Below are 13,787 nucleotides of genomic sequence, written 5' to 3' on the forward strand. Positions count from 1 at the left end.
TGAAACGCACCCCTCCCAGCTCAAGGACGCCGTCGCCGCCGATCGAAGCGGACTTTACCGGTCATGCCGCCCGGCCAATCGCTCCAGCTCACGCATCGCACCCCCGGGATCAGCTCGGCCAAATACCGCCGAACCCGCCACCAGCGTGTCCGCCCCCGCCTGGACCACCGCCGCCACCGTGTCCGGCCCAATCCCGCCATCCACCTCCAGACGCTGATCCGCCCTCAGCAGCCCACGCAACGCACGGCACTTGTCCAGCGTGGATGGGATGAACGTCTGTCCCCCAAAACCAGGCCACACGCTCATCACCAGAACCAAGTCCACCGACGCGATAACCTCTCCCAGAGCCGAAACCTCCGTCCCCGGATTCAACGTCACACCCACCCGGGCACCAACCCCGCGAATGTGGTCAACCACGCGGAGGGGTTCATGCGATACTTCAATATGAAAAGTGAGTAGATCGCTGCCGGCTTGCACAAACGCCGCCGCGTAGCGGACCGGATCCGTGATCATCAGGTGCGTGTCAAAAAACAGCCGCGAGACCTTACGCAGCTTCTCAATCACCGGGATGCCGAAGCTGATATTCGGTACAAAGTGCCCATCCATGATGTCCAGGTGCAGGATCTCGGCACCAGCGGCCTCAATCTTGGCGACGTCATCGGCCAGACGAGCGAAGTCGGCCGCCAGAAGCGAAGGCGCAATGCGGATCCGCGGAGTCGCTAGCTGCCAGGTGTCTTGGGCTGCAGTGGGCACGGTCGGTCGCCTCCAAAACAAAGCCCCGGGCTCGGGTGCCCGGGGCTCGAAGTATACGGGACCCTATCTGCACAACTCAGGCTTCGTCGAGCACTTCGACGGCCTTGAAGCTCTTGCCTTCCATGAACTCCAGACTGGCGCCGCCGCCGGTGCTGACGTGGCTGACCTTCTTGCTCATGCCCATCTGCTCAATGGCTGCGGCACTGTCCCCGCCACCGATCACGGTAATCGCACCCTTGGCCGTGACGTCCACCAGGGCTTGGGCAACCGCCAGCGTGCCCGCGTCGAAGGGCTTCATCTCGAAGACACCCATCGGGCCGTTCCAGGCCACCGTCTTGGCCCCGGCGATGATCTTCCTGAACATCTCCACGGTCTTGGGGCCGATGTCAAGACCCTGGAGTCCGTCCGGAATGTCCCCTGCCAAAGTCTGCGCGGCCGCCCCGGCCTTGAACTCGGCAGCCGCCACCACGTCCACCGGCAGCTTGAGCTTCTCACCGCCAAGCTGAAGCAGCCGCTTGGCCTCGTCCACCTTGTCAGCCTCCACCAGGCTTGTCCCCACCTTCTTGCCTTGGGCCAGCATGAAGGTGTAGTTCATCGCCCCACCGATCAGCACGGTATCGCATTTCTTCAGCAAGGCCTCGATGACCGCGATCTTGTCCGAGACTTTCTTGCCGCCCAGAATGGCGACGAACGGCCGCTTCGGACGGTTCAGCGCCTCGCCTAGGTACTCCAATTCCTTCTTGACCAGGAAGCCGACTACCCGGGGCTTGCCGGCCATCTGCTGGGGAACGGTCAACATGCTGGCGTTGTCACGGTGGCAAGTGCCAAATGCGTCGTTCACGTAAACGTCGGCCAGGGCGGCAAGCTGCTTGGCAAACTTCTCCTTCTTCTCCTTGAGGGCCGGGTCGTCCTTGGCCTTCTTGTCCTTGATCTGCTCTGCCGCGTGAAAACGAACGTTCTCCAGCAGGCAGCAGTCACCGTCCTTCATGCCGGCCACGATCTTCTCGACCTCCGGGCCGACACAGTCCGGAGCAAAGACCACCTTCTTGCCGATGAGCTGACTCAGCCGATCGGCACACGGCTTGATCGTCCACTGCTTGTCGGCCCCCGGGTCCTTGCCCTCCGGCCGCCCCAGATGGCTCATCAGAATCAGTCGGCCGCCACCCTTGAGCACCTGCTCGATGCTGGGCAGAGCCATGCGAATCCGGCGGTCATCCGTGATGTTCCCCTTGTCGTCCTGGGGGACGTTGAAATCCACCCGCATCAGAACCCGCTTGCCCTTCACGTTCACGTCAGCAATTGTCTTCTTGGCCATTCTGCACCTTCCATGCTCCAAACCCACAGACTCGATTCCTGTGACCGGTCGGTATTGTGACGCAAGCTCTCACGGAAATCCAGATCCACAACGGCCGACCCGCCGGTGGCCCATCAGGACCACCAGCGGCGACTCGAGGAGGAGGGCAATCAGACCCGGCCCGGGCCGGTCAGGCGAGCGGCAAGGGCCACTCACCCACACGGGTACGCAAAACAAAACCGGCGTGGCGGTCTGCCCGCCACGCCGTGGCCATCACAGCTCTTTCCTTCTCGCTCCCTTGTCCCCCAGACTTCTTCGCGATCCCCCAGAACGTTCCTTCCCCTTCAGGCCCCTCCTCCCTTCGACTCCAGCACCACCGTCGCTCAGTGGTTCCGTCGACACGGTCACGCCCATGGGGAGATAACCTCCGGTGCCCCCCCTCACCGGTCGGTCACACCGACACTTCCATCGGCACTATTGCCTGGCCTTCGCGTATTGCTCCGCCACGAACTCCCAGTTCACTAGGTGCCACCAGGACTCAATGTATTCCGGTCGGCGATTCTGATATTTCAGGTAGTACGCGTGCTCCCACACGTCCAACCCCAGGATCGGCTTGCCCGGGGCCTCCGCAATCCCCGCCATCAGCGGGTTGTCTTGGTTCGGTGTCGAGGATACGAACAGCTTCCCGTTGCCGCCGACCGACAGCCATGCCCAACCCGAGCCAAACCGAGTAGTGGCCGCCTTGTTGAAAGCCTCCTTGAAGGCCGCAAAGCCGCCCAGATCCCTCGTGATCGCCGCGGCCAGCTCGCCGCTCGGCTCACCACCGCCTTTCTTGCCGGCGGGGGCAAGACTCTTCCAGAAAAGACTGTGGTTGAAATGGCCGCCGCCGTTGTTGCGCACCGCAGTGCGGATCGCTTCCGGCAGCTTCGCGACCTCGACCACAAGATCCTCGATCGTCTTCGCCGCCCAGTCGGCATGGCCTTCCAAGGCCTTGTTGACGTTGGCCACGTAGGCCGCATGGTGCTTGCCGTGGTGTATCCGCATCGTCGTTTCGTCGATGTACGGCTCGAGGGCGTCGAAGGCGTACGGCAAATCGGGCAGTGTGTAAGCCATGTGTTTGTCTCCTTGTTGATGTTGGGTCCGTCCCGAGGGGTCTCCCGAGTTGGAGGGGCGCTTCTCGGCGCCCATCACGGCCGACTTCGGAATCAGCAGGGCGGTTGCGGTCGCACCCCCAAGAACAGACCTTCCGAGTTTCAGCAGGAACTGCCTGCGGGCAATGGGATTGGTCATCGTGTCCACCTCATTTGGCAAATGAGACTCAGTCTCAAAACCAACTCGGTCATATTGTAGGCATCCTCCTGCCCCCAGCCAATTCCATTCCTGCTTTTTCGGCCTACGCTGGGGGATGAGGATCTTCAGTGAATGTAAGAGTCTTTAGAAAATGATGTTAGACGTGCATCGCTTTCCGCGCGGAATGCCGCCTCAGGTGTAGCTCGCCAGCGACCCGTCCCCGGCACCTCGGGTGCGGCATTCGCTAGTCTTTGTGGGTAGCTAGTCCGAGACGCGGGGCAACCCTCCCGAGGCCTCAATCTCCGTAACCCCCAAAATCGCGGATGGCATCAAACATCGCCAGTACATTCTCAACCGGGGTCTCCTCAAGGATCGAGTCATGGCTGGCGCCGGCTACATACCCGCCGCCCGGCTTCATGATCGCTAGCACTTCTCGTGTTCGGGTTCGGACCGAGCCGGGATCACCATCGATGAGCACGTGGTGGGAGTCGATGGCTCCGTTGAATAAGATCTGGCGGCCATAGCGGGCTTTGAGGGTCGCAAGGTCCATGCCGCGACAGGACGGCTGGATGGCGTGAAGCCCGTCGAGCCCAGTCTCGAGCATGGCGGGTATCAGCGGGGCAAAGCCTCCACAGCAGTGCATCATGACCTTGAGGCCGTAACCGTGGCCGAGGTCCACCAAGTGCCGCAAGTGCGGAAGGATGAAGCGGCGGAACAGGGGCTCGCCCAGCAGGGGGCCGGTTTGACTGCCAAAGTCGTTGCCGATGAAGAAGATGTCGATCACGTCGCCCGCGGCGTCGAAGATACGACGGCTGACCTCGGCGTAGTAATCGACGATGTGGCCAAGGACGGCGTCGACCACTTCGGGCTGGTCGTACATCTTGAGCATGAGGTTCTCCATACCCAAGAGGTCAATCGCGTCATGCCAGAAAGGGGACCAGTCGCCGCCCAGGATGGCGTATTGCCGCCCGTAGCTCACCGCGCTGGCTCGGATCTGGTTCACGTCCATCCAGCTGGGGTCGGGCCAGGCGTAAGCATGAACCTGATCGAGGGTGGCGTCGGCCAGAGGGTGCTCCATCGGCTGGCCGTAGCCCAGTCCCCGCCGGTTACTGCCAAAGACCGTGCGATGGCTGGCTCCGGGCGGCAAGGGGAAGGCGGGCCCATCGTAGCGGGCCCAGACCCGGCGGAAGTCGTCGCCGAACCGCACGAGCAGCCCTTCATCGTCGAGCCCGAGGGCCCGCTTGGCCTTCACCCAGAACTCCGGCGACGACCCGCACCAGGCCGGCACCCGATCCGGCTCCTCGTGCTCGAAGGCGGCCAGCACACGCTCACGCGATGTCAGGGACAATGAAATACCTCCTCCATGTTCGCCCACCACTCGCCGGGGGCCCGAGTGGGGAGCGGGTCCTGGCACGGCATGCACACCGCCCACCATCGCTGGGTGGTCGTGTCCGCGGCCATCCGGGCCATGTCCGCCGCGAAGTCGGTGCCCATGTACTCGAAGTAGCTGAACAGATAACCATCCTTGTGGTAGATCGAGTAGTTGCGGATGTTGCACTCCCTGATCATCTTCAGGACATCGGGCCAGACGGCCGCGTGCAGGCTTCTGTACTCCTCGAACTTCTCAGGACGTACCTTCAGAACCATGCCGTATCGCTGCATCATGTCGCTCCTCTCAACACGCCCGGATCGAAGGTTCGCGGGCGCGGATCACCCTGAAAAGAACGGCTTGGAACGGACGGGGCGACGAGGCCATGGGTCCCGACTTATGACCTCGTCGCGGGACGTGTCAATGCCGTGGCCTGGTATGCCCGCTGCACTTCAGGGAGTGGCGTGGGTGACACCCTTGGCGCTGGCGGGCTTCTGGACAGTCAGCTTGCCGTAGGCTCCACTTTTGGTGGTGTCGCTCCAGAGCATGTCCTCCCAGGATTTGCCGGAAATCCACATGTCCTTCACCCGCACGCACATCGCGTTGTTCGAAAAGTACTTGCCGTAGGTGTGCGGCGTGGCGGGCAGATTGACCGAGCCGACACTGCCATCGAGGAAACCGATGTTCCCGAACTTCTTGAGATGCCGCGTGGTTACCCCGTCGTCGTTGTCCCAGGCGCTGTTGGTGACGCCGACGAGATACCAGTCCGGATCCTCCTCGATGATCATCATCGGACGCAGAGGACGCATGTTCGTCCTGTGGTCGGACGTGCTGTAGTTGCTCAGGCTCTTCGACTCGTACTGGTAGTGCGCGCCCCTTACCCAGTTGGGATCTACGCCGCTCATCAGCGTGCTGCCGGTGTAGCTGTACCGCAGAGTGTTGCCGGGACGCAGCGTCTCGTCCGTCGGACAGCAGAAGATGTTCTTGTTGGCCCCCAGGTACTTGTAGATGGTGCCGTCTTCCGGCTGCCTTCCTCCTCTGTTCGCACCGCCCAGCCAGTCGGCATTGCGGTCTTCACTGATCCCCGGCGTTCGCCCCTTGTTTGCCGAGGCGTAGGCCAGGAAGGCGATGCTGAACTGGTGCAGCTGGCTCTGGCACATGACCATCCGCGACTGCTCACGCGCCCGAGCGAATGACGGCATCAGAACGGCGACCAGCAACGCAATGATCGCCACCACCACAAGGACCTCAATGAGGGTAAAACCTCGACCACCGTCCATCGGTTTCATGTCCGGCCTCCGCTCGAGTTCCGATCTGATCTCTCCCGGACTACCTGCTCATGCGATTCAGATCCGCCAGGTGCCGCTCGATCAGATCTTTGACCTCGCCGTCCTTCTCTTCCTTCCCGAGATCCTGCAACGCCTGCTTCGCTTCACCGACCGGACCGATCCGGCGAATGATCATCACCAGGTGCGTCCTCAGGACCGGATCGTCCTCCGCCTTCCGGTACGCCGCGACAATGCCGGGAATGACCTTGACGCCGCGCCGGCCCAGTTCAATCACCATCGGGTCCCGCTCGTCGGACTTCGCGGCGATCAGCCGGGCCAGAACCTGCTCGTCGCTGCCCTTCACCGAGGCGGCCAGCCCGCCCAGACCCCAGAGCAGGATCGCGATGACCGCCACACCGCCCACGACGCCCACTGCAGCCCAAACCTTCCATGCCCCGTCCGTGGAGGTCTCCATGCCCGTGTCTACGCTCCGATGTGTTCGCGTTCGCCCTCGTCCGCTGCTGTCGCCCGACACCTCCCCGGATCGAACAACGCTCTCTGCATCGATTGTATCCTCATCAACCGCCCCAGGGTAGCCCCCAGTGCTCACCCAGGCAAAAACAAACCTTCAGCCCGCCTTCTGCTGCGGTCGAGAAGCGCTGCGGTCGATTCCGGGATTCGGCTCACACGGAACGGTCGAACTCGCCCAACTGAAGCGGGTAGCGGCCATGCTCCCTGACCAACTGAACCATGTAGTCATAACTGGCAAAATCCACGTTCTCCGGGATCGAGTGGTCCGACTGAATAACGTAACCGCCACCCTTGGCCGCGTTCAGCTTCGTGAGAACCTCACGGCGGATCCGGCATGGGTCGTTGGTGGCCAGCACCCGGGCGTCGATATTGCCGTTGAATGACCACCGCTGCCCATACTTCCGCTTGAGCTCGACCACGTCCAGCCCGGCCTTGGCTTCAAGCGGGTTGTACGCGTCCACCCCGGCCTCAATCATGTCCTCGTAGATGCCCGATGCATTGCCGCAGCCATGGTAAATCGCTTTAAGCCCCGCGGAGTGGATCACGTCGCAGATCCGCTTGAGCTGGGGTTTGTACACCTCGCGCCAGTACCTCGGCGAGAAGAACATGCCCTTGACGTAGGCCACGTCACCCCAGATGTACAGGCCGGCGAGCCGCTCGCCCCCAACCGCGATCTGGGCCTCGGCGATGCCCACCACGAAGTCCCCAAGCCGCTCAATGAACCGGGCAATCCGGCCAGGCTCCTCCCCCATCTTCAGGAGCGCGTTCTCCGTTCCGATGATCCGCCAGAGCATCTCGTGGGGCTCGCAGACGCTCCCAAATACGCAGAAATCGCCGGCGTACGCGTCAATGCGGTCGATCCAGGCCGGCAGGCCCAGGTTCAGAGCATCACCCACCGCGTTGATCTGGTCGTCGATCGCCACGCTGAAGCGGCGCTCGTCCCGCGGGTCATCGAATCGCAGGGCGTCGATCTCCTCGAAGGTCTTCGTCTCAAAATCACGGTACGCAGGCATGGGGCAGCACGAGCGGAGCTCGATCGTCGCTCCAAAGCCGGTCTTGACCACCTTGCGGTCCTCGCCATCCTCCACGACGCGAACACCCTCGATGTGCGGGTCCATGTTGGGATTGATGACCACCATGTCCAGGTCCCAGTATCGGTAAGGGTCGAAGTTGTGCGGCAGGTGGTTCTCGCGCTTGGCCCGGCGGATGAAGTTGGTCCAGAAAAACTCCCCAATGGGCACCCGGTCGGGTTGCCGGCGACTGAGTGCGGTGATCACTCGCTGACTCTTGGCGTTGGCTTTGCCCACGGAAGAAATCCTCGCTGCAAGACCTGATCTCCTGATGCGGAACACGGTAGTCATGACCACGCGAGCCCGCAAGGGGGCAGTCCCGGCCGGCCACGGCCGTGGTATACTCGAGGCCGGCGCGACCCGGCCTTTCAAGGAGAACCACGATGACCTCCAAGGAACGAATGATGCGAGCCCTGGCGCGTGAGAAGCCCGACCGCCTTCCCGTCACCGTTCATCAGTGGCAGCCCTATCACCTGAACACCTATATGGACGGGATAGACGCCCTGGCCGCTCTCCGGGCGACCGGCATGGACGCCGCCATTCAGTACTTCGAGACCATGGGCCAGTTCTGGGTGCCCGAGTCCACCGCAACCGCCGGTGTGCCCAACTGGCGCGACGAGGCGACAGTCGTCGACGCTGATCCCCTCCACTGCGTGGTTCACCATACCATCGCCACGCCCGGCGGCCGGCTTTCCTACAAGACCGAGGGCAACCTGATCACGACCTGGATCACCGAGTACCTCATCAAACACCCGGAGGACGTGGATCTGATCCAACGCTACATGCCCATCGCCCGTCTGGATCGTCAGAAAGTGGCGGCCGCCTACGACGCCGTCGGTGACGCCGGCGTCCTTCGAGGCTTCGTCTGGGGTGACCAGGCCGGCTGCTGGCAGCACGCGTGCTGCCTCATGGATGTGCAAGAACTCATTTTCGCCGCCCACGACGACCCCCCTTGGGTCCATCGCCTGATGAGCGTCCTCCTCGAAAAGAAGCTCCGATTCATCGAGGAATCGCTCCGCGGGGCTAGGTTCGATCTCATCGAGACCGGCGGCGGGGCAGGCAGCGACACCGTTATTTCCCCGGCCATGCATCGCGAGTTCTGCCTGCCGTACGACCGGCGCATGCATCAGGCCCTGCACGACGCCGGTCATCGGGTGAGCTACCACACCTGCGGCGGGATGATGCACATTCTCGACCAGATCGTGGCCAACGGGACCGATGCCTCCGAGACGCTCTCACCGCCTGGCGTCGGCGGAAACATCTCCGATCCCGGCAAGGTCCGGCAAGCCTTCGCCGGCAAGGTCGCGATGATCGGCGGCATGGATCAGTTCAACGTCCTGACCCGCGGCACGGCCAACCAGATCCGGGCCGAGGTCCGGCGTCTCTTCGAGGGCTTCGGCCGCGACGGCGGCTACATCCTCTCCGTGGCCGACCATTTCTTCGAAACACCGGTCGAGAACCTGCGGGTCTACTCCCAAGCCGCTCGAGAATGCGCGTACGACTAACGGCGAAACCTCAGAGACGGAGTGGCGCGACGCAACCGTATCGAGATCCTCCTCCCTCGATCGGCCAGCCCACCCTTTCTCGACAAGGGAGTCGACCGCGACGACATGGCCCGGCCGACTCAGTGCCGGACACAAGGGCGGTCTCCTGGGTGTGGCCGCCCTGGTCGCCTTGCTCTATACCGGGGTCATCTTCAATCACGAGGCGTGGATCCACCGCTTTGGGCACAACGAAACCGCTCTGGCGATCGAAAAACGCCTGCATCGGGCGGGGCAGACGATGTGATCCTGCCGGCTCAGGCAGACTGATCGTGGCGACGGAACATCATGTAGACAATGAGATTAGGAACGCCTCGGCTTCGATCCAGGACCATTGGCGGCAAACAAACTCACAGGGTATAATCCCCTGCACTACTCCGAGAGTCCTCGGATGCCGCCAAGGAAGCACGGATGCTGACTGGAGCCGCGAAGGTGCGAAATGGTGAGGGATCGACGAGAGGTTCCCAACAATGCGCCCCGCATGGCTGCTTTCACTGTCCGCCTTCTGCTTCGGTCTCTGCTCCCTGACCGCGACCGCCGACCTGCGCTCATTCCTCGACGCCGTTGCCCAGGTCGAAACCGGAGGCTCCGCGAATCCCGCCTTCGCCCGCGGCGACAGCGGCCGGTCGCTGGGACCCTATCAGATCAGCTGGAAGTACTGGAAGGATAGCGGGGTGAAAGGCAGCTACCGTTGGGTCACGAACAAGGCCTACGCCGAACAGGTGATGCTCGCCTACTGGCGGAAACACTGCCCCCAGGCCCTTGCCCGTCGGGATTACAGGACCCTGGCCCGAATCCACAACGGTGGCCCGAACGGCACTCGCGAGCAGAAAACCTGCGCTTACTGGCAACGCGTGCGCCAAGCCATGCGCTAGCCAATGCAATCAACCTCGATTTGTGGTACAAGCTCGCCATGGCTCTTGAACGCTTGCAGAAGGTCCTCGCCACCGCCGGTCTCGCTTCGCGCCGCGAGTGCGAGGAGATGATCCTCGACGGCCGGGTCGCAGTGAACGGCAAGCAGGTCTCCACCCTGCCGGCGCTCGCCGATCCCCAGTCCGATCGAATCACCGTGGACGGACAGCTACTTCGCGCCCCTCGCAAGGTCTACTTCATGCTCCATAAACCCAAGGGCGTGCACTGCACAAACGATGATCCGCAGGGCCGAACTCGGGCGATCGATTTGCTCCCCCGCATCCCCGAACGCGTGTTCCCCGTCGGCCGGCTCGACGCAGACAGCACCGGCCTGCTGCTCCTGACCAACGACGGCGAATTGGCCCAGCGAATGACGCATCCGCGATTCGGCGTGCCCAAGACCTACCGCATCCATCTGCCCGGTCTCGTGGGCAACAATGAGATCGCCCGCTTGCTGAAAGGCGTCTGGCTCCACGAAGGCAAGGCCCATGTCTCCGAGGCGAGCATCGTTCACGCCGGACGCGACGGCAGCATGATCGAAGTCACGCTTCGCGAGGGACGTAACCGCGAGATTCGCCGGGTGATGGCCAAACTGGGCTTCAAGGTCCGCAAGCTGGTCCGAATTCGCATCGGGCCACTGTCGCTGAGCGGCCTGCCAATCGGTGCATCCCGGCCGCTGAGCCCCGACGAGGTCAAATCGCTGCGCCACTACCGACCGCCAGCACCCAGGAAGAAGCCCGCGGCCGAAACGGGGAATTCGAAGATGGAAAAAAGTGTTAAAAAGAGCACGGAGCGCAAGACCACGCCCGCGGCTCAACCCGACAGGAATACCCGCCGCATCGCCGCCGCCCCCGACGGGACCACGATCCTTCGCCGTCGGTGATCGACGCCGCGGCAGCCAATGACCTCAGAATCGCCCGAACAGATCGTGGTCCGGCCATTGGGTGACCCGATCGGCCGCTTCATGAAGCAGGCCGTCGATGGCTTCGCTGGACGGCATGGACTTGCCTTCCGATCGCTGATTGAAGAGCGCCACCCAGCTCAAGCCATCCCAACGCCGCACCAGCACGGTAAAAGTGCCCGGCAGGCTGCCGTTGTGCCAGGTGTTCATCCGGCCCGCACCCACGATGCGGACCGACCATCCCAACGCGTAGAAGCGCTGATCGCTGTCCGGCACGCCGGGTGGCCGCTTCCACATCTCCTCCAACGAGGCCGCCGACAGCAGAGGACGCTTGCCCTTCGGATCCAGGGCCGCACTGAACCGGGCCAGGTCGACGGCCGACGCGATCCATCCGCCGTGAGCGTCCATCGTGTGGAGGTTGAAGCCACCGTAGGTCTCGGGGACCTTTGCCGGCGGGTCCGCTCCCATCACGCTGTCCTCCTGGCTGTTCGAGGGATCCACGTATTCGACCTCGCCGGGGAAACGCTGAGCAGGCAACGAGTGCCCGACGCGCATGCCGCCGGCCCCGACGGGAGCCAGCACACGCTCGCGAATGCAGTCCTCATAGGTCAGACCGGTGACCTTCTCGATGATCCGGCCCAGGATGCAGTAGCCAAAGTTCGAGTACGCGTACTGTGTGCCCGGATCGAACTGGAGGGGCTGGGTGGCCATGTAGTCGATGACCATTTGCGGCACGGTCGGCAGGGGACGCCCCAGCGCCTTGGCGATGATCTGGTCGCGGAACATGGGATCAAAGGCCTTGTCACGGTCCCATCCGCCACGGTGAGTCAGCAGGTGCCGCACCGTGACCTGCGCGATTCGCTTGTCCTTCCAGCGGCTGACGTCGAGGAGCTCGCCGATCGGCTGATCAAGACGGAGCTTGCCCTGCTCGACAAGTTGAAGCATGCCGACGGCGGTGATCGGCTTGGAAATACTGGCGATCCGGAACATCGCGGTCGGCGGGACAGGCGGCTTTCCCTCAGGCGCCCACCTGTACCCGCGAGCCAGAACAAGCCGCCCGTGTCGCAGGACCGCCAGACTGCCGGCGGGGATGTTGCGATCCTTCATGTAGCTGGCCATGACCTCGTCGAAGGCGCTGAGCCCGGCAACCTCAGGACCGGTCTGCGTCCAGACACGAACCGGTCCGGACGACGGCTGGCTCGAGGGATGCGCCCCGGAGTCACGCGCACGGTCTCCAACGGAAACACAGGCAAGCGACATGAGACACGGGATCGTGGAAAGGAGGATGATCGGTCCGACTGCACGTCGATGGTTCAACTGTTGCACTCCTGTCCGTGATCCCGGTCGTCGTCCCCCAATGGGAATCCCCGCCTTGCCGGCGAGACCATCATAGCAGCCGCTCGCAGGAGGGAGCAGGGGGCGGGACGCATCGATCCCCGGTGGCCAGGAACAAGCGAGTGTGGCTGATGCTCGCCACCCTCCCCGCCGATCATGGGAACCTTCGCTCGAAGGCGTGCTCGACACCCCCTACGAGATGTACTCGTTGAGCATGTTCTCCAGCATCTCCTGCCGGCCGGACTGGATCCGGGGCTCGCCCTGCGCCAGGGTGTACTTCTCCATCTCCGCGAAGGTGGCCTTGCCCGCGGCGATCTTGCGGCCGAAAGCCGTATCCCAGGCAGCGTAACGCTGGCTGACGAACTTGGCGAACTTGCCGTCCTTGATCATCCTGGCCGCGATCTTGAGGGCCCGGGCGAAGGTGTCCATGCCGCCGATGTGGGCGTGGAACAGGTCGACCGGGTCAATCGACTGGCGACGGACCTTGGCATCGAAGTTCAGACCGCCGGTCCTGAAACCGCCGCCCTGAAGCAGGGTGTACAGCCCGAGCGTGCAGTCGTACAGGTCGGTCGGGAACTGGTCGGTGTCCCAGCCCAGGAGCAGGTCGCCGCGGTTGGCGTCGACCGAACCGAGGATGCCGTTGGCCACGCAGAACTCCAGCTCATGCTGGAAAGTGTGCCCGGCCAGCGTGCCGTGGTTGGCCTCGATGTTGAGCTTGAAATGGTCGACCAGGTCATACTTCTGCAGGAAGGCAAAACAAGCCCCGGCATCAGAGTCGTACTGGTGCTTGGTCGGCTCCTTGGGCTTGGGCTCGATGTACAACTGCCCGCGGAAGCCGATCTTCTTCTTGTAGTCGACGGCCATGTGCAGGAAGGCGCCCAGGTGATCGAGTTCCCGACCCATGTCGGTGTTCAGCAGGGTGTCGTAACCCTCGCGCCCGCCCCAGAACACATACCCCGCTCCACCGAGTTCCTGGGTGACTTCCATGGCCTTCTTGACCTGGGCGGCGGCGTAGGCGAAGACGGCCGGAGAGGGATTCGTCGCGGCCCCGCCCATGTACCGCCGGTTCGAGAACAGATTGGCCGTCCCCCAGAGCGGCTTGATTCCCGTGTCCCGCTGGAGCTTGCGGGCCAGCTTGACGATCCGGTCAAGGTTCTTGTTGGACTCGGCCAGCGTGCCGCCCTCGGGGGCAATGTCCCGATCGTGGAAGCACCAGTAGTCCACGCCGAGCTTGGCGAAGAACTCAAACGCCGCCCAGAGAGTCATCTCCGCCACGGTCATCGGGTCGCTCGAGTGGTTATACTTGCGGATGATGGTGCCCGGTCCGAAAGGGTCACTACCCAGACCCTTGAAAGTGTGCCAGTAACACACGGAGAAGCGCAGGTGGTCGGCCATGGTCTTGCCCAGGACCTTCTCGCCGGCGTCGTAGTGCTTGAAGGCCATCGGGTTGCGGGACTTGGGGCCCTCGAACTTGACCATCTTGACTTCAGGGAAGAATTCAGGCACGGTCGTTCACTCCTTCT

At 63.1% G+C, this 13,787-nt stretch carries 13 protein-coding genes; 3 read left to right on the forward strand and 10 right to left on the reverse strand.

The features are described 5' to 3' along the window. Nucleotides 1-54: 54 nt before the first annotated feature. From rpe to KA354_01515, 8 genes are all read right to left on the reverse strand, one after another. Nucleotides 55-708 carry a ribulose-phosphate 3-epimerase gene (gene rpe, locus KA354_01480; protein ID MBP7933293.1) on the reverse strand — a complete coding sequence of 218 codons (654 nt, stop codon included), beginning with the start codon at nucleotides 706-708 and terminating at the stop codon, nucleotides 55-57. 121 nt (nucleotides 709-829) lie between these two features. Beyond that, nucleotides 830-2,068, reverse strand: coding sequence for a phosphoglycerate kinase (locus KA354_01485; GenBank protein MBP7933294.1), 1,239 nt, complete (start codon nucleotides 2,066-2,068; stop codon nucleotides 830-832). 453 nt (nucleotides 2,069-2,521) lie between these two features. Next, nucleotides 2,522-3,160 carry a superoxide dismutase gene (locus tag KA354_01490; GenBank protein ID MBP7933295.1) on the reverse strand — a complete coding sequence of 213 codons (639 nt, stop codon included), beginning with the start codon at nucleotides 3,158-3,160 and terminating at the stop codon, nucleotides 2,522-2,524. 472 nt (nucleotides 3,161-3,632) lie between these two features. Further along, nucleotides 3,633-4,685: a hypothetical protein gene (locus KA354_01495; GenBank protein MBP7933296.1), complete on the reverse strand. Its 1,053-nt coding sequence runs from the start codon at nucleotides 4,683-4,685 to the stop codon at nucleotides 3,633-3,635. Continuing rightward, a complete protein-coding gene (locus tag KA354_01500) occupies nucleotides 4,676-4,999 on the reverse strand; it encodes an L-rhamnose mutarotase (protein ID MBP7933297.1) in 324 nt (107 codons plus the stop codon). The genes KA354_01495 and KA354_01500 overlap by 10 nt, the downstream gene beginning before the upstream one ends. Before the next feature lie 159 nt (nucleotides 5,000-5,158). After that, nucleotides 5,159-5,995, reverse strand: a complete 837-nt coding sequence (locus KA354_01505) for a type II secretion system protein (GenBank protein MBP7933298.1) — start codon at nucleotides 5,993-5,995, stop codon at nucleotides 5,159-5,161. Nucleotides 5,996-6,035: 40 nt separating this feature from the next. Then, on the reverse strand, nucleotides 6,036-6,449 hold the full coding sequence (locus KA354_01510) for a hypothetical protein (GenBank protein ID MBP7933299.1): 414 nt from the start codon (nucleotides 6,447-6,449) through the stop codon (nucleotides 6,036-6,038). 208 nt (nucleotides 6,450-6,657) lie between these two features. Continuing rightward, nucleotides 6,658-7,812, reverse strand: a complete 1,155-nt coding sequence (locus KA354_01515; protein MBP7933300.1) for a hypothetical protein — start codon at nucleotides 7,810-7,812, stop codon at nucleotides 6,658-6,660. Between the two features lie 146 nt (nucleotides 7,813-7,958). On the opposite strand from KA354_01515, the gene KA354_01520 reads away from it, so the two are divergent. From KA354_01520 to KA354_01530, 3 genes are all read left to right on the forward strand, one after another. Next, on the forward strand, nucleotides 7,959-9,080 hold the full coding sequence (locus KA354_01520) for a hypothetical protein (GenBank protein MBP7933301.1): 1,122 nt from the start codon (nucleotides 7,959-7,961) through the stop codon (nucleotides 9,078-9,080). Between the two features lie 506 nt (nucleotides 9,081-9,586). Beyond that, complete coding sequence (locus tag KA354_01525) at nucleotides 9,587-9,991, forward strand: hypothetical protein (protein MBP7933302.1); 405 nt, start codon at nucleotides 9,587-9,589, stop codon at nucleotides 9,989-9,991. A gap of 38 nt (nucleotides 9,992-10,029) precedes the next feature. Continuing rightward, entirely contained in the window at nucleotides 10,030-10,911 is an 882-nt protein-coding gene (locus KA354_01530) for an rRNA pseudouridine synthase (protein MBP7933303.1), read from the forward strand. Nucleotides 10,912-10,935: 24 nt separating this feature from the next. Here the strand turns inward: KA354_01530 and KA354_01535 are convergent, their stop codons facing one another. Continuing rightward, the gene (locus KA354_01535; GenBank protein MBP7933304.1) at nucleotides 10,936-12,246 is read right to left on the reverse strand and encodes a beta-lactamase family protein; all 1,311 of its coding nucleotides are present in this window, start codon (nucleotides 12,244-12,246) and stop codon (nucleotides 10,936-10,938) included. 210 nt (nucleotides 12,247-12,456) lie between these two features. Continuing rightward, on the reverse strand, nucleotides 12,457-13,770 hold the full coding sequence (gene xylA / locus KA354_01540; GenBank protein ID MBP7933305.1) for a xylose isomerase: 1,314 nt from the start codon (nucleotides 13,768-13,770) through the stop codon (nucleotides 12,457-12,459). Between the last annotated feature and the right edge of the window lie 17 nt (nucleotides 13,771-13,787).

Source organism: Phycisphaerae bacterium (assembly GCA_018003015.1).
Taxonomy (GTDB): Bacteria; Planctomycetota; Phycisphaerae; order UBA1845; family PWPN01; genus JAGNEZ01.